Below are 22,674 nucleotides of genomic sequence, written 5' to 3'. Positions count from 1 at the left end.
CGATTTTATTACAGATTTATTGTAGAGATCCGCATGAATTAGTGAATATGGTAGTATGTAATAAATATATCGGTTAAGGAGATGAAATAATGGAAGAGAATGAATTATTGTTTGGGTTTATTGAAGAAGTAGATATAGATTTAAGTAATTTACTTACTAAATTGGAAAAAAGACTTTTTGAGGACCATGATAATGCAGCAATTCTTGGCCGACAATTCATTGAAAAAGTGACAGAGAAGGTTTGGAAGTTAGAGCCTGCATTAACTAAAACATTTAACGATGATTACTCATTGAAATTGGTAAATAAAATAGGTAAATTGTTTGATGAAGAGTATATTACGAGAGATATGAAAGGGAACTTTGAACAAGTTCGTATTACAGGAAATAGAGCTGTCCATAACCCAAATACAATAGATATTAGTGAAGCTATTGTTGTACATAGAAAAGTATATGAAATAGCGAAATGGTTTGTAGAAAATTATGGAGACCATAATATTATTGTTCCTGCATATATTTCTCCTATATCTAAAGCCAAAGCTCAAGCGAAGGAATCCGAAGTTAATCAAAAAGAATTAATTGAATCTATTATTGCAGAGAAAATTGAGGCATTAACTGATAAGCAAAAAATTATGGATATTTCTGTAGATTCAAATAAAAATGAGGACCAAGCTAATTATATTCCAATAACTGATTCAAATAGAGATTGGCGAGGGGAATTTGAAAAATTAGATATAAACGGGAGTTATTTAGCATATGAATTGAGCAAACTTCGTGCACAATCTAGTGAAGCAGTGGACCATGCTAATAAATTCGATGCTTTTAAAGAATATATGCATGTTACTAGACCGATTGAAAATGATTTATTAGATATCGTGAGAAATCGTAAAGAAAGTAAAAAGAATTTAATTTTTGTGTGTGGGAATGTAGGTGATGGGAAATCACATTTAGTTGCTTACTTGAATCAACATGAAAAAGAATTAGCTGCTCAATATTATGTTATAAATGATGCGACAGAAAGTTCTGCCCCTGATAAAAATGCGATGCAAACATTAGAAGAATTACTTAGTGGTTTTTCAGACGAAAATATGGATAAAGAAACTGAAAATGATAAAGTGATTTTAGCTATTAATATGGGTATTTTAAATAATTTTATTAGCATGGAACATGAAAATTTTCATTTTACACAACTAAGAGGATTCGTAGAAAAATCAGGCCTTTTCACTTCAAAAGTAGTTGTCAAAGAGTCTGCAAATCAATTTGATTTATTGAGTTTCGGTGATTATCATATGTATGAAATTTCAGCGCATGGTGCAGACTCAAGCTTCTATAAACAATTGTTAGCCAAAATTTGTGATGAAAGTGACGAAAATCCGTTCCACATTGCTTATAAATTAGATGTTGAACGTAATTTGGATAAAACTATTTTACACAAAAACTATAAATTATTATGTGAAAAAGATATTCAACATCAAATCACACAATTACTTATTAAATTAATGGTAACAGAAAAAAATTCTATTTCTGCACGTGATTTTTTAGATTTTATTGCAGATATTGTATTACCAGGAGATTTCAAAAATCTGCTTTATTGGAGCGCAGAAGAAGAATTAAATCAATCGCTTCCAGCTTTGCTCTTTAAGCATCCTACTAAATCTAAGATACTTAAAAAAATTGCAGATTACCATCCGTTCCATATTAGAAGTGAACATATAGATGATATTATTATTCGCTTGAATACAGCAGAAGAAAAAGTTTCGAAAGTATTAAATAATATTGAAAGTGAATCATATAAAGATTTACTGACAGCTGCTTTTGATATGGAAAGAGAAGAAATGCTCGATACAAATGCTTTAATAGAATATTATATTATATTCCAATATCTAAAGGATGAGAAATTTGCTTCAGCCATAGAAGACCAAACATATTTAGATTATCTGTCATATTTATATGATTTTAACTGTAATAACTTTAGAGGACTAAAAATGTTATTTAAAGAAGTTGAAGATGCAATTTTTGCGTGGCAAGGTTCTCCAACAAATTATAAAAAATATATTTATATTGAAAATAATAACAGAGACTACTTGATTGCTGAAAAATTAGATATAGAGCCATTTATTCCAAAAGAAATAACTAGAGAAGTACCTACTAATGGTCAAAATATTGAAGCATTTACAACGCAAATTGTAATTGGTTTTAAATCAAAAGAAAATGATAATTACGCAACTGTAAATATTGATTATGTTTTATATAAATTGATTAAAAAAGTTTTAGACGGTTATAGACCAAATAAATCAGACAAAGAAAAAGCAGTTAACTTTGTTACATTTATCACAAAAATTTTAACTTATGGAAATCAAAAAGAAGAAGTTTTACTTAATTTTGTAAAAGAAAAAAGGTTTTATAAAGTGAGCAGAGATTACTTTGAAGGCATTAAGTTTGAAAAGGAGAATATGCATGGATAGTTTTTTTGTTGAAGATTTAGAAGAGTTACTGTTAAAAGGAAATAAGCATGAAACAGGAAATGCTTTTAAAATTTTCCCTTTCAACACAAGATCGAAATATGGATTAGTTTCTAATAATTTTGAAAGTATTCTTGGGAATTACATTTTAGAAATTACACAAAATAAGTTAAAAAAAACAACTAAAAAAGAAATTGAATATGAAAATCAAAATAATGAAATATATAGTTTGAGTTCTTTTATTGCTGCAGATTTCTTTAATAACAGCGAAGAAAAAACAGATGATGAATTTGAATTTTCAAAAATGATAAATAGTTTCTTATTCAGTAATGAGAAATTCACTCCTATACATCCTTATCTGTTTAATCTAATAAATTTCAATCAATCTACAGTGGATAAAGAATTTAAATCTTATGGTGTATTTCTAGCGAATTGCTTTGGGAATGGTACGAAATTAAAAGAAATATTTAATGAAACAAGTGCAGATAACATTCTTACACAAGCTATTTTGAATAGTGCTTCAAAATTAATTGAACCAAATGAAAAAGAACACTTGCCTGAATATAAATCTGTGTTACCTTTTATGACAGATTTATATAAAGAAGATGTAACCTTCCTTCAGCAAAATAAAGACCGTTTCTTTAAAGATATTGGTTTATTAACTCAATATTATTTATTTATGTATGTAGGACAATTTATTTTCAAAGCAGAATCTTATACAGAAGCAAACCATGAAGTAGCAACACCATTTCATTTTATTTTAGATAATGAAAAGCTATCAAAAAGAAGAAAAGAATCTAAAGCTATTCAATCATTTGAAGAAGTAAATAGACGTGCACAATATCTGTTTTCTCATATCAATACACTATCTCAATTAAGTTATAACGTTCTTCAAAAAGGTGATATGACATTAAATGAGCGAAATACAGTGTTGTTATATAGTCAAATTAAAGAGAATTTTGAATTAGAAAACAATGAAGAATTGATGAGGGACTTTATTCAGAAGGTTCAATTGTGGATTCAAAAATATTGTGAATGGCAAAAAATCGAATGTGAAGATATTCCTTCAGATTTTGATAAACTTATGAGGTTCTATGTTAAAAAAGTTCAAAAAGGATTACATAAGGATGCCTCTAAAAAAGTAGCTTCTGCTTTTAAAAATATTGGGGATAAACAATTTATTAAATCTAGAGGCAGTCTAGGGAATTCTTTCAATCTAAAACATGAAGTATTAATCCTCTTAACAAGTGTCATTGTAAAAGAAGAAAGAATGCCTTTAAAATTAGTTTTTGAAGAATTAGAGCACCGAGGGATTTTATTAGATGCATATTCAAGAGAAGAAGTAATCAATATTTATAACAGTCATAATATTTTAGATAAAAAAAGTGATAGTGGGGATGCTCAATATGTCAAAAGAATTTTATAAATTTACTATTCAACAAATTCAAGATTTCTTTATTGATGGTAATGAAGTAAATAAAGGTGACAGATTTTATATACATTTAGATATGCCAGAAGAAGTCGCTCAATTAATGGAAGCCTTTAAAAATACAGATGGAATAGAAATATTTTCTTATAATTATTCAAATGATAAAACCCCATTTCAAGTACCAATGTTTATGACTAAATCTGGCATAAAAGTTTTAATCGCAGGAACTTCAAAAAATGTTACACCAGATTTTCTTGCGAAAATTCGTAATAATGTTTCATTGCAAGAAGGGGAGTTTGAAGGAACTGCTCTTATTAGCGTCTTAAATGAACAATTAGAAACGATTTCAGGTGGTAGTACGAATTTATTGAAAAATGATATGCCATTGAATATTAAAGTAGTACACGATAAGTTAGTAAGTTTAGTTGCAGAATTATCAATTGATAAAGTTCATGCGATGATTTTTAAAGATACATTGAAAAGAATCTATAGAGAATCAGAAATGTATAATACGAGCTTTTTAGATTTCGCAAAAGTTTATGAAATGATTCAAAAAGGTGAGATTGAAAAGTCTGCGTATAAAGAATTTGGTATGTTTTATGACCCAGACTTAACAAGTTTTAAAGGGAAAGAAGTAGAAAGTCGAATTGCTAACAATAAAGAATTATTTTCTTATGTTAGTGATGTTCATAGTTACGGGGGTGAACAAGAGCAACTGGAAAAGAAATTTACAAATAATATTATTCCAGACCTTAAGAGTAAAGAGTGGAATGAGGTCGAATTTTCTAAAGTATTTAAAGATGCTGAAAAATTTAATGAAGCACAAAAAAGTTCGAAAATTGAATATGATGAAAATAGCATGAAAATTATAGAAGGTCATAATTATTGGGACCGTTCTATAAATGATAAAGCTGCATCTAGACGTAATAGACATATTATTATTTTTAATCCTAATTTTGATTCAAATCTAAGTATAACAATTCCTTTTTCTTTATCAGGTAAATTACAAAGTTTAAATAAAAAAGGATTAAACAAAAGTTATGTTCAGAATCTAACAACGGAAGAAAATATAAAAAAGAAAAATATTGACCTTACTTTTACCATTGAGGATTCACAGAAACCTAGTTATATTCGGTACACATTTAAACAAGGTGACAGTTCAACACTTACTATAAAATTCCAAGTTCTAATTTTACCGTGTGAGCCATTAATATTTGAAAAGTATAAGACGAAATTTGAAGTCGCGCCAAATAAGAAAAAATTTATCTGTGCGTACGAAAATGATCAAGTAACTTTAGGGAAGATGAATTCACCTGTAAAAGAAGAGTTAGTTTTAAATGATGAAAATCCTATCGTGAAAATTGAAGATATTGAAAAAAATTATGTTGTGAATTTTGATACTTCACAATTTAATGATTCAGGAGAGTTACTAATTAAAGTAGAAGTTAATAATATAGTAATACCAATGACATTACACACGGAATCAATTGCATCTTTGCCTATTAAAGCTGATGTTATTTCAAAATTATTGAGAGAAAAGTCTTTAAACTTTTTCTGGAATCGAGAAAGTAATCGTTTAATTCAAGGAACTCATGAATATTATATTGAAAGTACCTATAGTACATTTTTAGAATGGGAAAATACATGGTTAGAAAAATATTATTTTCATGCTGAAGCCGATGGGGACCATTTAAAAGAGTTAGAGCTCGATATTGATGATAGACTTAAAGAAAACTATAGTTATTTTATTCAATATTTTATTAATAAAAAAACCATTTCTACTTTAACTTATGTTGATAATGAATATCGTGAGCGTGCAATCAATTACGTTAAAACTTATCTAACTTTAGTAGATGAATTTGAAGAAGAGAAACCAGTTTTAAATAAAGGTATAGACTTATTTAAATTCGGAACGATTGTTGCAAAAGACGTTGTATATTTAACTCCATATCATCCATTAATGGTCGCGTATAAATTAGAATTATATAATATGCTAAAAAATGAAGATATTAATACAAATATGCTTAATCGATTATCTCCAGATGCGCTATTACCATTAATGTATTTTGATAATCAACTTTATAAACCAGATAATCAAAGTTCATTGAAAGAATGGCAATTCTTTAAACCTATTGATCAAGTATCAGTTGCAGATGCAAACCAATATCTTGCTCAAGTAGTACAAGATAAGTTAAAACAATTTGAAAATCATTTCAGTTATTTATTCTTACCACAATCTAGAGCCCCTCTTCAAATCAATGTAATAAATATTACGAATGATTTAGAAGTTGTAAGAGGTTTAATAAACTGGATGATTGAACGTTTAAGTAAAAAAAATGGTGAGAAGAACTTAAAAATTTTAGAAGTAACCATTTATTCAGATGGATTGAATGAAACTGCGTTTGACTTATTATCACAAGCCCAAACATCAGAAGAATTTGAAGAAATGTTTTCTGTTAAATTAAAAACAAATGAACTAGATTCCGACGATGTGATGAATATTATTCGTAATAACATTTGGTTTTATAAAAAAGAAATGGTAATTAATGATGATTTACGTTATGCGCATATTAGTTTTTATAAATTGGAAACTCAAAAATATTATGGTATTCAAAATAATAGTGATATGTTGACGGGTATTTCATTAGAGGGGATTTATAATTCTGTTCCATCTATGAAATGTGATTCTATGTATAAAAGTGGGTTTGGGACAAAAGGTTATGATATTGAAAGCTCAGAATTACTACTTAATACGGCTGAAAAAGTAAATGAATTAACAGCTAATATTAAAGATAATGGTGGTATGAGTGGATATAGAAAAAAACAATCAACAGTATCAAATATTGGTGCTATGGATTATGAAAAAATTAAGCTTCTTTTTAAACATTCCAATTGGGTGACGTTTATAGACCCAGGTGTAGACTTAGAATTTTTTAAACGTGTAGATGATAATTTAGTGATTATTCATTATAGTGATCAATATTCATCTTCAAGTAGATATGATGCAATAACTGTTACTAATAAGACGAAACAGTATGCAACAGTGATAAAAGAATATTTACTTGAAAAAGAAGTTGAAAGCACGGAGCAACAAATTACGAATGCGATTACTACTTTTAATACATTTAATGGAGAATGGCTATTAAGAATTATTGGTAGTAATGGAGAGTATGGGCGTGAAAAACTTAGCCTGGCATCAGCAATTAAGTATACATTATCTTACTTTGAACATTCAAAAATCATGTGGGTTCCAATTTCATTAGAAGAAATACTCAGAGTCGTGGGAGTGTACCATTTATCAAAGAATGATGGTATATTCACAGCGAAAAATTTAGGTGTATCTGGTGAAACGAGTGACGATTTATTATTAATTGGCTTAGAGCAACATAATGGAAAATGTAAACTTCACTTCTATCCTGTTGAAGTTAAAATAGGTCATAATAATCCGGATGTATTGAAAAAAGCTACAAACCAAATTGAGAAAACATATAAAATATTCCAAGATGTATTAGTAAATAGTGATAAAGAAAGCTTTACTACAAAGTTCTATGAGAATTTCTTTATTCAGTTATTTATAGCAAATGCTAAAAAGCTTCAAAATAGCGGACTATGGCCTGAAAAAAACTACGAAATTAATGATGAACTTCATAGTAAATTATTAAAACGTGATGTAGAATTTTCTAATAGTTTAACAAAATACATTGGTAAGGGTACAATCGTTTCATTTAAAAAAGATGCAGATTGCCGCAGTGCGGTTAGAGATATTGAAACAAATATTATGAGTTTAAATCTAACAATGAATGATGGATACAGTGGAATTATTAAAACATTTGAAGAACTTCGAGTATTTATTCAAGAAGAATCATCTGATTTTAGTAAAGCAGAGTTATTAAATGTAAAATACAATCCTGATTATGTAGAAAAGATAGTTGAACCGACTAAGTATAGTCTTTCAACAGATGGAACCGTATATAAACAAGCACCAATTCAAGAAGAAGCAGATTCTTTAATAACTGTAAATATAGAAGTTGAAAATTCAACTGTATCAACAGAAACTAAAGTAGATTTAACTACTGATGAAGGGCCCGTACAAGAACAAGAGCCCGTACAAGAACCAGTACAAGAGTCAGTACAAGAATCCATAGCCCTAGTAAAAGAGGAAGTAATTAACGAGAATTTTGTTATTGAAGAACAAAAAAACTCGAAAAAACCATTTGATTTAGAAACTGTTCGAGTCGAAATTGGCGAAGTTGAAGACCAGGACCAAAAAGTATTTTGGGAATATGGTAAATATGGTGCTGGTGCAATAACCAATAGACATTTACTAATCTCTGGAGCATCAGGTAATGGGAAAACGTATCTTATGCAATGTTTACTTTTAGAACTATCGAAACAAGGTGTAAGTAGCATTGTTGTCGACTATACAGATAGTTTCTTGAAAAATCAGTTGGATTCAGTGTTTGTTGAAGAATTGGGAGAACGTTTAAAACAACGAAGTGTAATTAAAGATAAATTACCAATTAATCCATTTAAACGTTACCAAGAAGATGTACTAGGTGATGGAGATTATCAAAGTCAATCGGATGTAGATATAGCCGAACGTGTTAAAAGTATTTTTTCAGCTGTTTATAAACTAGGCGCTCAACAAGAAAATCTTATCTATGAACTTGTTTTAAGAGGGTTGAACAGGTACGGGGATGAAATGTCACTATCTTCACTAAGAGTGTTACTGGAAGAAGAAGATTCGTCAACTGCAGGTACTACTTTATCAAAAATAGCACCGTTAATAGATAGAAATCCATTTGTTACAACAGAATCAATTGATTGGAAAGAACATTTGGAAACAGAAGGCGATGTATTTATTATTCAATTAAAAGGATATACAAGACAGGTTCAATTATTAATTGTTGAATTTATTTTATGGGATTTATGGTATTTTGCAACGATTCATGGGAATCAAAATAAACCTTTATCAATTGTAATGGATGAAGCGCAAAATTTAGATCATCGAGAAGGTTCACCATCTGCTTATATGCTTACAGAAGGGCGTAAATTTGGTATTTCAGGATGGTACGCAACACAATCATTAAGCACATTACAAAATGATGAATTAATTCGTTTACAGAATGCTGCAACAAAATTGTACTTCAATCCGCCAGCGAGTGAAATTCCAACAATTACGAAATTTATTTCGAGTGATAAAGCACAACGAGATGAATGGAAAGAACGACTTGTAGCCTTACAAAAAGGACAATGTATTTTCTCAGGTGCGACAATGCAAAATGGTGAGCTATCACCAAATCTAAATGTAAAATTAAATATTTCTAGTCTGGAAAGTAGAATTATTCGTTTTAAAGACTAAAACTAAAATTTAAAACTGTATCCTTGTTGTAATAGACAATAAGGATACAGTTTTTTTATTAACCTCATCTACTTATCCTCGACATCAATCAAATATAAGCCCTCATCAAAGCCACCGCGTTTTTGCTTTTTCTTCACGCGAACAGCCTCGAGCTCATCAAAGTCTGTATCATAGACCTTTAGTGCGGCATGTAGTAGCTCTAACACATCGGCCATTTCTTCAATAGCTTCTTTTTTTGTAGTCGTCTCATCAAATTCTTTGACCTCTTCATAGAGCTTGTTTTTGATTTCTGTCAAATGCTCCTCAGGTTTTAGCACGCGTGAATTATACGCAAGCCCATCTGCTGCGATAATTTCTAAAATACGGTCTCGAATTAATTTATTGTATACTGGCATCTTCCTGTCACCTCAATTAGTTAATATATAGTTATGATAAAGTGAAATTTTGGAAAGTGCAATGGCTGACTGGCTAAGCTAAGTGCATAATAATAACTTTAGAAAACTAGGCCTTTATACGATTTTTAAATCTATCTTAATCAAAAAAAGACCTAGCGATTCTCATCACCAGGTCTTTTTTTGCGCCTTAAATTTCAAAAACTCATAATATGTTTCTAAGTCCTCTAATGCCTTTTGCAAGGTTTCCGCTTCTGTTTCATCAAATGAAAGAGAGGGGCTGTTTTCAAAGAAATCTAAGATGCTTTTTTGTGTAGGTGTTAGATGAACATATGTATCAGATGTGATTTTTTTAACATGAATACGGCCTAATAAATAATCGACTGAGGCATCATAATAGTCTGCCAAAGCATTTAAGAGGTCAGGTGTTGGATTACTTAAGCCATTTTCATAGCGAGACAATTGATAAATTGTAATGCCTAAATCATCACTTACTTTTTTCTGTTTGTAATGGTAATCGTCACGTAATTCTTTTAAACGCTCCCCTAAAATTGATAAGTCCATTACGATCCCCCTTTACTTAGTACCTTCAGTTTAACATTTTTGCATTATCTGCAATTTATATTTGCTAAAAATGCAATTTTATTGACTTTTTATATTAAAATGAATTATATTTGCAATATAAGCAAATTAAGTGTAGTTTTCAGGGGAGTCATTTTGTATCTATACAAATTTACACAAACAAAAGGAGCATCCAATATGAAGTCAATTCTTGCAGAGGGCTATGGCATCATTCCAAAACTGGTGATGCGTGATGAAAGTTTATCTATTGAGGCGAAGGCGATTTATGCGTATTTGGCGGCATTTGCGGGCAATCGATTTGAGGCCTATCCTAGTGTGGAGCTGATTTGTCATGAGCTGAATATTTCAAAGAAGCGGTTTTTGACGCATCGAAAAATGCTGGTGGAGCGTGGCTATATGGAGATAAAAAGGCAGCGTGCGGCGAATGGTTTTTCGAATAATGTTTATGTGCTGACGCAGTCGATTTGTTATGGTAACGATTCGTTGCCACACGAAACGGTAGGGCAACAGGGCGTAACCGAACAATATGTAGCGGAACAGGACGTAGCCGCTATAAGTAACAGGTTTACTAATAACAATCTTATTAATAACAGTTTAAAAATAAAGGAGCTCGCGGCATTTTATACGGAGCTTACGGGTGAAGCGGCTCCTCCTGAATTAGCGGGCTTAGTGGAAACATATAAGGATGTGGCGGTCATTACAGAAGCCTTAAGCCAGGCACATACGAAAGGAAGGCCTGTTCTTTTTTACGCGGATTATTTACTGAAAAATTCATTGTTGTCGACGTCTTTTGGTGGTGTGAAAATTCCATTTTAAAGGAGTGTTTAGCATGAAAAATATACGCGATGTCCTGAGTGCCTTACAGTGGGATAAGTCGAATTATTGTATGCGTCATCAGAGTGACTTTCTATACTTACCACCGACATATGAGGTGTCTCAATGTCCTTTTTGTGGCACAGAGGCACTGCATCAGCAAATAGAGGCTGCTGAGCAAAAGCGCTGTCTCGATATTGAGCGATTGGAGCGCTACCGCACGCTTAGTCGGCATTCGATTATTCAGGATGATACGATTCGGCAGGCAAATTTTGATAATTTTATAGCAGAGACAGAGGAGGAGCAGCTGAATAAAATGCTCGCGGTTCGTGTGGCAGAGCGCTTTATTCAGGGCGAGGTGTTTAATGTATGGATTCAGTCGCCGGAGACGGGATGCGGGAAAAGTCATTTGGCGATGAGTATTTTACAGCAGGTCAATGAGGCTTCACCGCAAAATCGACGTACTTTATTTTTAGATTTTGGTCGGACAATGGAGCTGATGCGTGATAGTGTGGGTAACAGAGAAAGTATGTATACGCAAAATTATTTTGTGACGCTCGCGAGTAAGGCGGATGTGCTCGTACTCGATGATTTAGGTGCGGAAACTGGGGATATTTATAGCGATAAGCGGGCGAGTGAGTATACGAGCAATGTGCTACGAAGTATATTAAATAGTCGCCAGCATAAGCCGACGATTATTACGACAAATTTAAGTGGGCAGCGGCTTTTGACAGGTTACCGAGAAGGCGGCCGCTTCATTCCACCCATGTATGATAAAAAAATGATGTCGCGCGCAATGCGTAAGGTGGAGCATATTCTTTTTAAAGATACACCTGATAAGCGCTTGCTTGGGTTTTAGCAGGCTGTTTCACGTTTATACAAGTTATTTTACAACGACTGATTAGCCTAAAATCGTGGAGAAGCTGATCCATGCAATCGCACCAACTATAAGAAATGTAGTTGTAAATACGATAATACGCACTTTACGATGTGATGGTGCGGATTGTTCTGTAGCATTTCCAGTGTAAAATGCTGAGATATCCTGTGGGGTCTTTAAATGGTTGCTTTTTTTAATGATTTCAATTTTATATGTGGCGATGGCTGCGGCAATGAAAAATAGGGCGGTGCCAATTAAACCGCTTAAACCAAACCAGTGTATAAATGGAATAATAGAAATTGGTGTACAGACGATAAATAGGACAAGTCGTCGTGTCCAGGCTTTTAATTGTTTTATTTCTAATTCTTTGTCCAATGGGTCTCCTCCTTTCTTATAAATGCTGTGCAATGTATGTGTCAAAATCTAATTACACAACAGTTGAAATGCTAAGGTGTGCATAAGAAAATCCCCCATAGTAAGAGGTCGAATTCACTTGCTTTTATTTGCTTTGCGTTTAGATATGAACAGACTAAAGATGACACTAAAAATTACTGAGATTACCATTTTGATAAGATAGTTACTTGTAAGTCCTTCAACCACATATACCTTAAATTTTTATAGTAGAGTTGTTTCTGGAATCCAATCAATAACATACCCAAGTTCTAACATTGTAGGAAAGCTAATTAATAGATAGACAATGATAAAACCGAAAATAAACGTTTTGATATTCAAAAGTATTCAGCCTCCATTTCTATATATTATCATACTCGATTTTAAATAGAAAATTATGGGAAAATAATCTTTTTAATCAATAGTAACAATCTTTTAAAAAAATCTAAAGCTAAATCAATCCATTCCCCGTCTAATCTATGGAGGTGAAGGCAGTGAATCTAGTGAAGCAGGCTCAAAAGGGAATGACCAAGCATTTTTAACGAAGAATTCGCCTCAACAATAGGGAAGCAACCTGTCTATTCAGTAAAGGGCTATGATGAAAATTTTCGTATAATGACTTATGAAAAGGAAAGCGCACAGATTTTTGAGCATATCGATGAGCAGGGAGCCGACGTATTTAACCAGATGAAGCTAAAAGATAATAGTTTGTGAAAGGCCGTAAAAGCGATCTTTTTTGTAAGAAATTCAAAAAAATGCAACTGTTTCATTATTGGAACGTTCTTATAAGAGATAGCAAAAGTAAATTGCGTAGGGAGCAGGTTGTATTGAGGAAAAAAGGGCTAATAGCGGGCATCATCGCCGTTGTTATCGGCATGGCGATTTTTTTAACAGTGGGTGCTAATAAGAAGAGTGAGCGTAGCACAGGCTATACGATGATCAAGGATGAAAAACTGAAGGATGACGTCAAATTACCTTATACGAATTTAACGAGTTACATAGCAACGAATGATTTTATTTACGTGGCCGTATGTGAGCCAGGTTCTGCATCGATTGCTAATCAGATTGTGAAAATTGACCGAACATCTGGTGCGTATAAAAGTATTTTCCATTCTAATTTAGATAAAGCGGCAACACAGGGCTTAAAAAATAGCGGAGACTGGATTATCTGGGTAGACGGAGATGATCTAGGAGGTAGCACAAAATTCTACGCATTTAATGAAAAAACAAACAAGACGCTGTCATTCGGCACAACAAGTGATACAGTGTATACCGATTTTCCAGAGATTTCGGGTGACCTTGTTGTATGGGCAGAGCATGAGCAAGTTACGAAGCAAACAAAGCTGATGACCTATGATTTAACAACACAAAAACGCAAAACCATCCGTACCGTTTCTAAGGATAAATGGAAAGTTTCTGATTACACGATTCGCGATGGTGTGATTGCTTATATTGATAAATCATCAGAAAAAATGATGCTTCATGTACAGGATACGAAGAAAAAAACGAACAAAAAGTACCCTATTACAGCGAAAAATCCAGATTGGCTAACTTTTATTGATGAGCATACAATTGTGTATGTGGATAATTTAAAGCAAGGACAATTTGATAAAAATAAACTGATGACATATAACATGAAAGATAAAAAGGAAAGTGCGTTATTTGCAGACCAAAAAACGGTAGAAGTAGACTCGTTAAGTGGCTTTAAGAATGATGCCATTCTTACAGAGGTAAATAATGCGCTGCATGTATTTGCGGTTGAAAATGGTGTCGTAACCGAACAGCCCTTTACCCAAAAAAACAACTGGCCGCTTGATAGGGTAGATATCTCTTATTGGAATCACGAATTTTATATTTTTGAAAATGATGTAGACGCGCATATTTATAATTTAACCATTGATACAGAGCTTTAAATGGAGAGAGAGTCACACCGATGTGTGACTTTTTTTATTTGGTGGAAAAACCTAGGAACTTTTTGGAATACGTACCGTCCTGTACTATAAGATGGAAATTTACCATTATATGTTGTATTAAAATGCTTAAATATCTAATAAGAAATTGATTTATAAATAGTTTGTTAATTTACCTATCTCCATTTAACTATAAAAAATTGTATTATAATGGAAATAGTAAAAATAAGTTCTAAGGAGTGTTTTATTTGAAAAAATTAGTAGCAACAGCAGCAATGTTAGGTTTTATGGTGGCAGTACCAGTTCAAAGCATTGGGGCTCAAGCAGCATCTGCACCAAAAGTATCTATTAAAGACTATAAAGGCGCAGACGATATTCAATACGCAGTTATTGCTGGGGACAAATACAAAGCAGTAAATGCAAAAATGAAAAAAGAAGCAAAAAAAGCGTATGACTACCAAGCTGCTGAAAAAACTGAAATGGCATTAAAACCTATCGTGAAATTTAAATCAGCGAGCAAAGTAAGTATTCTTTCTGTGATGTCAGAAACAGCAGATGATGCAGCACATGGTAACTTCACTGCAATCAGCTACAACACAATTAACGGCAAAGAAGTATCATTGAAAAGCGTTTTCAAATCAGAAAAAGCGTATTTAAATGCTAAAAAATATGCGAAAGCAAAAGTTTTAGATAATAAAAAGAAATATCCTTTAGCAGATAAGAAAACAACAATTGCAGGTCATTCATTCTACTTCACATCAACAGGCGGCATTAAAGTCGTATTTGATCCATACGAAGTAGCACCATATGCAGATGGTTTCGTAACCGTATCGATTCCAAAATCTCAATTAAAATAATGAACTAATTTAAAAAGCACCTCAGAGCATGGACAGCTTTGAGGTGTTTTTGTATGAGGAAAAAAGCGTATAATAAGCTGTAGTGGGAAATCACGTGTACATAGGAATAGAGGAAAGCATCGTTGAATAGTGAAGTCATTTGTACGTTTATCTTTTTAATTGCAAGTCCAGTTTTTTTAATACTAAGTTTAGAAACACAAAAAAGAGTCTATTTTTACATTAGCATTAGTATAGTAGGCTTATATCTTGTCTATATGATTTATTTGATCAATAAACACGATATAACAGCATTATTTATCATTCACCATCTCTTCGTTTTAATCGCTTTAGGTATATCCTATTTATATGTTGATGAAGAGAATGAAAAAAGAAATCGAAACAAGATTTTAAACAAAGTAGTAGTAGGGTTAGCTTTGTTAATCATATTTACAATACCTAGCTGAGGATTCTTGTTTCATTAAAGAAAGCCTTTAAATCCGATTCAGTCTACGGAAATGGTAAGAAATATGCGAAGCAAAAAATGCTACATAATCCAGCCAGCTATCCATTATGCGGATAATAAATCGACAATTGCCGGTCATGCATTTTACTATACATCAACAAGTGAAGTAAAAGTGGTATTTGATCCATATGAATTAGCTTCATTTGCAGATGGAATGAAAACCGTATCGATAAAAATTAAATAACCAAAAGAGCCTATGCTTTTTTTCGTAGGCTTTTTTTAAAAAAGATTAATTTTTCAGAAAAATAACATATTAAACTAACAATTGGTTACTTTTTCAGACTATAATAAAGGAAGAAGGTAACTGATAAAGGGGTGATTTCAATGAAGAAGTTAGGAACGGTACTCATTATGCTATGCTTTCTCGCAATGTTACCGCTTCAAGGTTTAGGGGCAAGTGCGGCAGCACCGAAGATCTCAGTCAAGCATTATAAGACGGAGCAGATTCAATATGCAGTCATTCACGGGGATAAATATAAAGCGGTCAATGCGAAGATGAAAAAAGAGGCAGAGGAAGCTTATGCTACACAAAAAAAGCTTGATAAGCAGATGAAGAAAGACAAAGAGGCTGGCGTGATTTTACAGGGAACTGATTATGTGATTGGCCTAACACCTGTTATAAAATATAAAACATCAACAAATATCAGTATTTTAACACAAACGTATATTTATGATGGTGGCGCACATGGAAATTCATATTATGAAAGTTACAATGTCTATAAAGGTAAGCTAATATCATTAAAGAAAGCCTTTAAATCGGATTCAGCCTACGTAAATGGTAAGAAATATGCGAAGCAAAAAATGCTACATAATCCAGCCAGCTATCCATTTGCGGATAATAAGTCGACAATTGCCGGTCATGCATTCTACTTCACATCAACTGGCGGCATCAAAGTGGTATTTGATCCGTATGAGGTAGCACCGTATGTAGATGGAATGAAAACCGTATTAATTCCCAAAAAATATATTAAATAACAGAGAAGCCTACGCTTTTTTTCGTAGGCTTTTTTAAAGCTTTAAGAGACTAAATTTTCAGAAAAAATAGTACATTAAACTAACGGTTGATTGCTTTTTCATATTATAATAGAAGGAAGAAGGTAAACTAATAAAGGGGTGATTTCAATGAAGAAGCTATGGACGGTACTCATTATGCTATGCTTTCTCGCAATGTTACCGCTTCAAGGTTTAGGGGCAAGTGCGGCAGCACCTAAGATTTCGGTCAAGACGTATAAGACGGAGCAGATTCAATATGCAGTCATTCACGGGGATAAGTATAAAGCGGTCAATGCGAAGATGCTAAATGAGGCGAAGGAAACGTACGCGCTACAAAAAGAATTGGATCAGCAATTGGCGCGTGATAAGGCAAATGGTAGTGTACCAGATTATATGGAATACTGGGCTGTGCTGACACCCTTTGTGAAATACAAATCATCAACGAAGGTTAGTATTTTAACGCAGCTTTATGTGTATAATGGCGGGGCGCATGGCAACTCTTCATATGAAAGCTACAATGTTTATAAAGGAACACAGCTTTCATTAAAAGGGGCATTCAAGTCAGAAGCGGCATATTTGAAAGCAAAAAAATATGCCAAAGCAAAAATGCTAGGATATCCTGAAAAATATCCATTTGCAGATAGCACAACAACGATTGCAGGTCATCCGTATTACTGGGTAGCATCAGGTGGCATTAAGGTCGTCTTTGCACCATATGAGGTGGCACCATATGCGGCTGGACCGGTGACCGTATCGATTCCTGCAGCGTATATGATGAAATAAAAGAAAGAAGCCTGGCGAAAGCGGGCTTCTTTTTTTGTTATAATAAAGCCATTATGTATAGATTGTAGGGAATTAGATGGCTATTTATTTTGAATCATTACAGACGTTTCAGGCGAACGGCGGCTTGAAGCAGTCAACAATTACAGCGAAACAGCTACTACCGGCGTTAGTGACGCATATGCAACGAGGAGACCGAAAATTTTCGCTGCATATTAATGGGCGCCTGCCGAAGCCACTTAGTGAGCTACTGCAGGATGCTTTTGATATTTCGCATTTACAGCAGCCGTTTCATACACAGCACTGCGCACGCCAGCAAAGCAAATATATAAACGTGTCAAAGAGCCGTATTAAAATTGATTTTTCGATGCATTACCGGATGTCGCGTGACGAGCATAAATGGGTCGTTGATGAAATTGGGCGTATTTTAAAGCAATTGATTAAGGCGGATATGAGTGATGTGCAAAAGGTTGTCGCGGTACATGACTATATCGTGCGCAATCACCAATATGAGATGAATACAACCGGCTCGCCGTTTACGGTATTTACGTTTATGCATGAGAAGCAGGGCGTTTGTATGGCGTATGCCTTACTCTTTGAAAAGATGATGGAGGAGCTTCAAATTCCTTGTTATTACGTGGTCGGCAAGGCGGATGGTGAGAGTGATTTAGGGCATGCGTGGAATATGGTACAGCTTGGCGGCGAGTGGTATCATATCGATGCGACATGGAATGATTTAGGCTCGAAGCTGAAAAATCATGAAATTCGCTATCGTTATTTTTTACGCTCGGATGAATTTATGAAGCGTGATCACCACTGGAATCACAATCATTACCCACAGTGCCTGAGTGAGACGTATAAAGGCATGTCGAATTTTTATGATGTGACCTACTGTGAGGATGCGATTTATTTCCCACATCCAACGTCTGCAAAGCTTATTAAAATGAATGTAGATACACGAAAAACAGCCGTATTAGTCGAGGGACGCGTACAATTTTGCTCGGAGTTTGAAAAGGCAATCTATTTTTGTTCGGTCGATAATGAACGTCATTTATATAAGCTAAATACGACAACAAATGAAGTTAGCTGTGTTGAAAAACGCGAGGTCATCGCCATTAAGCGAACATTATCACAGCTTATTGTGACATTTCGTGAAGGAGATCCACTATGCTTAGAAGAGGCCCTTCAGGAAATAACGGAGACTGTGGAGGCATATGATGTTGAGCTTGCGGGCTTTGGCAATAGCTGGTTCGGTACGTATAAAGGGAAAGCACAGGCCATCCGCTTTACAGACGGCGCAGGGCTCGAGCTACTTATTCAAGATAGCTATAAGCAAGTCGCTGTCAATATTTTATGCCATGACAAGCTACAAATTTCACTTACCGCGAATAAAAAACCACTAAAAGCAACGAAGCCAGTAATTGTGACATTGCCAAAAGAGTTGGCCGAGCGAGTAGGGCAGGAGCGAATTGAGCTAATGGGCGACTGTGAGCTTAGATTAGAGGGGTAAGGTAATGAGCATGCGAATAAAAACGCATGCTTTTTTTATTGTCAAAATAGCCATCAGCTTTAAAAAGTGTTTTTTGATATAATAAGTAAAAAATGGAGGGGTTAGACAATGAGCTCGTTAGAAATCGTATCGATGGATTTTAAAAATGATGCATTAAATCGCATTAGCCAGCAAGAACCTTATTTGAATTATCCTGTTATTTATTTGCTTAATAATGATAAGGAAGCTTACATAGGGGAAACGATTTATTTTAAAAAAAGAATGAAGGCGCATTTGAAAAATAAGGCGCGTAAAAATTTAACACAAATCAATCTCATTCAGCATGAACGATTTAACCGCTCCGCAACATTTCATCTCGAAACGAAATTGATCAATTACTTTTTAGGAGATGAAAAATATTTATTACAAAATAAAAGTAAAACAGTAAGCCATGTGACACATAATTACTACGAAAAATCTTTTTATGATGAAGAAGTCTTTCAAGAGCTATGGCAACAATTGCGACAAAAAAAGCTTGTGCAGCATTCACTGCATGCAATCGAAAATAAAGATATTTTCAAGCTATCGCCATTTAAAGAACTTTCTCGTGAGCAGCTGGATTTAAAAGAAGAGGTACTCGAATTTTGTGAAAATCACATCCAGGATGAAAGCAGTTTGTTAATTATTGAAGGAGAAGCGGGCGTTGGAAAAAGTGTCGTACTGAGCTCGATTTTTAACACCTTACAAGAGTATGCGCTAGAAGAGGGGGCGCTTAAGAAAACAACTAACTATTTGGTCGTCAATCATGAGGAAATGCTCAAGACCTATAAAGGGATTGCTAAAAATGTGAAGCATCTAAAGGCTAAAAATATTGAAAAACCAACACCGCTTATTAACCGTCTTCAAAAAAATGATGAGCGTGCAGATATTATTTTAGTGGATGAGGCGCATTTATTATTGACACGCAAAGATACATACAATAATTTTTATGGAAATAATCAATTAGAAGAATTAATGAAGCTGGCAAAGATTGTGATTATTGTTTATGACCAAAATCAAGTATTGAAGTTGAAGAGCCTATGGGAAGCTGCTAAACTGGAAAACTTAAAGCAGACGGCAAAAACGTGTAAAGTTTACCCGTTAACGAATCAATTTCGTATGCAAGCCAATGATCAAATAATTAAATGGATTGATGCTTTTAAAGATAAGAAGCTACTGCCCATACCTGTAGATGAAAAATATGAGGTGGCCTGTTTTGATAGCTTGCAGCAGCTACATCAAGCAATTGAAGAGAAAAATAAGGACGTAGGATTAAGCCGCGTTGTTGCCACATTTGATTTTCTACATAAGAAAGACAATAAAACCTATTATGTAACGGAATCTAAAGGAGACTATCAAATGCCCTGGAATACAACTGCAAGCTCTACAACATGGGCAGAACGTCAGGAAACGATCCAAGAGGCGGGCTCTATTTATACGATTCAGGGATTTGATTTGAATTATGTCGGGGTTGTGCTTGGGCCATCTATTCAGTATGATGCAGTGAATGATTGTTTGAGAATTGATACAACAAAATATAAAGATACAGGTGCTTATGCAGGGACAGAAGGAATCGAAAATGTTGAGTTTGCGAAGGAACGAATCATTTTAAATTCACTCAATATTTTAATGAAACGCGGCGTTCATGGACTCTATATTTATGCGTATGATGAAGCATTACGCGAGCGTTTAAAGGAGCTGAAAGCATGACAATTGAAGAACTACAAAAACAGGTGATAGCGTTTCGGGATGAGCGAAACTGGAAACAATTCCACAATCCAAAAGATGTTGCGCTATCATTGTCACTAGAGGCAAGTGAATTACTTGAAAATTTCCAATGGAAAACGAGTGAAGACGCATTAGCTGTCAATCGAGATAACATCACAGATGAGCTCGCTGATGTTGTAATTTATGCATTATTATTTGCGGATGAGGCACAGATTGATTTAGCAAAAGCTGTTCAACAAAAAATTAAAAAGAATGCCTTAAAATATCCAGTTGAAAAGGCAAAGGGAAATAAATCGAAATATACGGAGCTATAAAATAAAAAAAGGGCGGTACCCATACAGGTACTGTCCTTTTTTCACTGCTATAGCACAATCAATTCTTTTGGTGAATGAGTAATAACCTCTGCGCCGTCCTTTGTCATAATGACGTCATCCTCGATACGTACGCCACCAAGTCCAGGGATATAAATACCAGGCTCCATTGTAAGCACCATATTTTCTCTCACTGGTGTAGCAACACCTTGTGCTAAGAAAATGTCCTCATGAATATCAAGGCCAATGCCATGGCCTGCACCATGACCGTATTGTGCGCCGTAGCCTTGTGCGGTAATGTAATCGCGTGATAGGCTATCGACCTCTTGTGCGGTCATGCCGATTTTCATTTCCTTCAGTGATAATTCCTGTGCTGCTAAGACAATATCATAAATTTTTCGTAGCTCTGCAGGCGGCTCTCCAACAGCAATCGTGCGCGTCATATCCGAGCGATAGCCCTTATAATAAGCACCGAAATCTAGTGTCAGCATATCACCTGTTTCAATTTTTTTCTCTGTCGGTGCACCGTGTGGTAGGGCAGAGCGCGTACCTGAGGCAACAATCATATCAAATGATGCGCCATCTGCACCATTTTTACGCATATGTGATTCAAGCTCAAAAGCAATTTCACGTTCTGTCACGCCAGGCTTAATAAACGTCAAAATATGCATGAATGCCTCATCTGAAATCCATGCAGCTTTCTTAATTAATTCGATTTCATCAGGTGTTTTCGTTAGGCGTATTGCTTCAACAAGCAGTGACATCGGCTGTAAGGTAGCCTTGATATTTGCTGTTAGCATACGATATGTAGCGAATGAGACATGCTGTTCTTCAAAGGCAAGTGTTGTAATATTTTGCTCTTTCAGCGAGGCATTAATAACATCATATACGTGTCTCGGGTTAATTTCTTGCACTGTAAAATCAGGGCATTGTGCTGTGGCTTGCTCTGTGTAACGGAAGTCCACGAATAATTTGGCCTCAGTTTGTGTGACGAGAACCGCGCCCTCACTTCCTGTAAAATTTGTTAAGTAGCGGCGGTTTTGATCGCTCATTACGATGAAAGCCTCAACATCTTGCTGTTTTAAGATGAGACGTAGCTTTTCTAAAATAGTCATGAAAATTCCTCCCTTTAGCATCACTATAGCGCGAAAAGGTGGCGTCAACAATGGTTTTTTTGAAAATTAAAAAATCGCACCGCAGTACGATCTTTTTAAGCAAAGCAGCCTTTATTAAATAAATACACATCTCCCGGTTCTTCAAAATTATCAAAGCGAGGATTTAATGCTAAGCCAAGGGCCTCCGCCGTTTTTATCGACGGGATATTATTATATTTCGTACGCGCAACAATCTTAGGATTTGTATCAATTGTATCGTGAATATACTGTAGTACAAGCTCATTAGCCTCTTTTGTATAGCCCTTCCGTGTATAAGCTGTATCTAATCGATACGCTAAATTAAAAATACGGCCATTTTGCCAATCACGGTAGCGCACACCGCACATGCCAATCACGTCATTAGAGGCCTTTTCAATTATAATAAAATAGCCAATTTCGTCACGTGTCCAGTCATCCATCCAGTTTAGTAACATCTCGCGGGTTTGTTCTAGTGACTCATGCGGCCCACCTGGGTTGTAGCGATTTGTGGAAGGGTCAGCATGAATACGATGCATTGCTTCTAAATACTGTAAATCAGGTTGTACGAGCTTCAATCGATTATTTTCTAAAATGACCATGTGAAAGCCTCCTATCATTATCCATTCTA

General features: G+C 34.3%; 18 protein-coding genes. 13 read left to right on the top strand and 5 right to left on the bottom strand.

Features of this window, described 5'->3' with window-relative positions; genetic code table 11:
• Positions 1-89 precede the first annotated feature (89 nt).
• The 3 genes from dptF to dptH are packed head-to-tail and all read left to right on the top strand — an operon-like array spanning position 90 to position 9,250.
• The gene (gene dptF, locus ACFSY7_RS06935) at positions 90-2,462 is read left to right on the top strand and encodes a DNA phosphorothioation-dependent restriction protein DptF (RefSeq protein ID WP_380147335.1); all 2,373 of its coding nucleotides are present in this window, start codon (positions 90-92) and stop codon (positions 2,460-2,462) included.
• Positions 2,455-3,885, top strand: a complete 1,431-nt coding sequence (gene dptG, locus ACFSY7_RS06930) for a DNA phosphorothioation-dependent restriction protein DptG (RefSeq protein WP_380147334.1) — start codon at positions 2,455-2,457, stop codon at positions 3,883-3,885. Before dptF ends, dptG begins: the two co-directional genes overlap by 8 nt.
• Positions 3,866-9,250, top strand: coding sequence for a DNA phosphorothioation-dependent restriction protein DptH (gene dptH / locus ACFSY7_RS06925; RefSeq protein ID WP_380147333.1), 5,385 nt, complete (start codon positions 3,866-3,868; stop codon positions 9,248-9,250). The genes dptG and dptH overlap by 20 nt, the downstream gene beginning before the upstream one ends.
• A gap of 68 nt (positions 9,251-9,318) precedes the next feature.
• On the opposite strand, the gene ACFSY7_RS06920 is transcribed toward dptH, so the two are convergent.
• Complete coding sequence (locus tag ACFSY7_RS06920) at positions 9,319-9,645, bottom strand: nucleoside triphosphate pyrophosphohydrolase (RefSeq protein WP_139994486.1); 327 nt, start codon at positions 9,643-9,645, stop codon at positions 9,319-9,321.
• A 165-nt stretch (positions 9,646-9,810) separates the two neighbouring features.
• On the bottom strand, positions 9,811-10,206 hold the full coding sequence (locus ACFSY7_RS06915) for a helix-turn-helix domain-containing protein (protein ID WP_380147332.1): 396 nt from the start codon (positions 10,204-10,206) through the stop codon (positions 9,811-9,813).
• Between the two features lie 195 nt (positions 10,207-10,401).
• On the opposite strand from ACFSY7_RS06915, the gene ACFSY7_RS06910 reads away from it, so the two are divergent.
• Positions 10,402-11,040: a helix-turn-helix domain-containing protein gene (locus ACFSY7_RS06910; RefSeq protein WP_380147331.1), complete on the top strand. Its 639-nt coding sequence runs from the start codon at positions 10,402-10,404 to the stop codon at positions 11,038-11,040.
• Positions 11,041-11,053: 13 nt separating this feature from the next.
• Complete coding sequence (locus ACFSY7_RS06905) at positions 11,054-11,896, top strand: DnaA ATPase domain-containing protein (RefSeq protein WP_380147330.1); 843 nt, start codon at positions 11,054-11,056, stop codon at positions 11,894-11,896.
• A 42-nt stretch (positions 11,897-11,938) separates the two neighbouring features.
• Here the strand turns inward: ACFSY7_RS06905 and ACFSY7_RS06900 are convergent, their stop codons facing one another.
• Positions 11,939-12,289, bottom strand: coding sequence for a hypothetical protein (locus ACFSY7_RS06900; protein ID WP_380147328.1), 351 nt, complete (start codon positions 12,287-12,289; stop codon positions 11,939-11,941).
• Positions 12,290-13,131: 842 nt separating this feature from the next.
• On the opposite strand from ACFSY7_RS06900, the gene ACFSY7_RS06895 reads away from it, so the two are divergent.
• From ACFSY7_RS06895 to ACFSY7_RS06860, 8 genes are all read left to right on the top strand, one after another.
• A complete protein-coding gene (locus ACFSY7_RS06895) occupies positions 13,132-14,217 on the top strand; it encodes a hypothetical protein (protein WP_380147327.1) in 1,086 nt (361 codons plus the stop codon).
• A gap of 245 nt (positions 14,218-14,462) precedes the next feature.
• Positions 14,463-15,071, top strand: a complete 609-nt coding sequence (locus tag ACFSY7_RS06890; protein WP_126989054.1) for an RsiV family protein — start codon at positions 14,463-14,465, stop codon at positions 15,069-15,071.
• A gap of 506 nt (positions 15,072-15,577) precedes the next feature.
• A complete protein-coding gene (locus ACFSY7_RS06885; protein ID WP_380147326.1) occupies positions 15,578-15,757 on the top strand; it encodes a hypothetical protein in 180 nt (59 codons plus the stop codon).
• Between the two features lie 140 nt (positions 15,758-15,897).
• On the top strand, positions 15,898-16,548 hold the full coding sequence (locus ACFSY7_RS06880; protein ID WP_380147325.1) for a DUF3298 and DUF4163 domain-containing protein: 651 nt from the start codon (positions 15,898-15,900) through the stop codon (positions 16,546-16,548).
• A 147-nt stretch (positions 16,549-16,695) separates the two neighbouring features.
• Complete coding sequence (locus ACFSY7_RS06875; protein ID WP_380147324.1) at positions 16,696-17,349, top strand: DUF3298 and DUF4163 domain-containing protein; 654 nt, start codon at positions 16,696-16,698, stop codon at positions 17,347-17,349.
• A 76-nt stretch (positions 17,350-17,425) separates the two neighbouring features.
• On the top strand, positions 17,426-18,856 hold the full coding sequence (locus ACFSY7_RS06870) for a transglutaminase domain-containing protein (protein ID WP_380147323.1): 1,431 nt from the start codon (positions 17,426-17,428) through the stop codon (positions 18,854-18,856).
• Between the two features lie 108 nt (positions 18,857-18,964).
• Positions 18,965-20,584 (top strand): DUF2075 domain-containing protein, encoded by a 1,620-nt coding sequence (locus ACFSY7_RS06865; protein ID WP_380147322.1) that lies wholly within the window; start codon positions 18,965-18,967, stop codon positions 20,582-20,584.
• Positions 20,581-20,916 (top strand): nucleotide pyrophosphohydrolase, encoded by a 336-nt coding sequence (locus ACFSY7_RS06860; protein ID WP_380147321.1) that lies wholly within the window; start codon positions 20,581-20,583, stop codon positions 20,914-20,916. The genes ACFSY7_RS06865 and ACFSY7_RS06860 overlap by 4 nt, the downstream gene beginning before the upstream one ends.
• A 47-nt stretch (positions 20,917-20,963) precedes the next feature.
• Here the strand turns inward: ACFSY7_RS06860 and ACFSY7_RS06855 are convergent, their stop codons facing one another.
• Together ACFSY7_RS06855 and ACFSY7_RS06850 are read right to left on the bottom strand one after the other, a co-directional pair.
• The gene (locus ACFSY7_RS06855; RefSeq protein WP_380147320.1) at positions 20,964-22,028 is read right to left on the bottom strand and encodes a M24 family metallopeptidase; all 1,065 of its coding nucleotides are present in this window, start codon (positions 22,026-22,028) and stop codon (positions 20,964-20,966) included.
• Between the two features lie 95 nt (positions 22,029-22,123).
• Positions 22,124-22,645: a GNAT family N-acetyltransferase gene (locus ACFSY7_RS06850; protein WP_380147319.1), complete on the bottom strand. Its 522-nt coding sequence runs from the start codon at positions 22,643-22,645 to the stop codon at positions 22,124-22,126.
• Positions 22,646-22,674 lie beyond the last annotated feature (29 nt).

Origin of the sequence: Kurthia populi (assembly GCF_042686175.1) — a bacterium.
GTDB classification, from domain to species: domain Bacteria; phylum Bacillota; class Bacilli; order Bacillales_A; family Planococcaceae; genus Kurthia; species Kurthia populi.
Note: the sequence above shows the minus strand (reverse complement) of the source record. Positions and strands in the feature narration are given on the sequence as shown.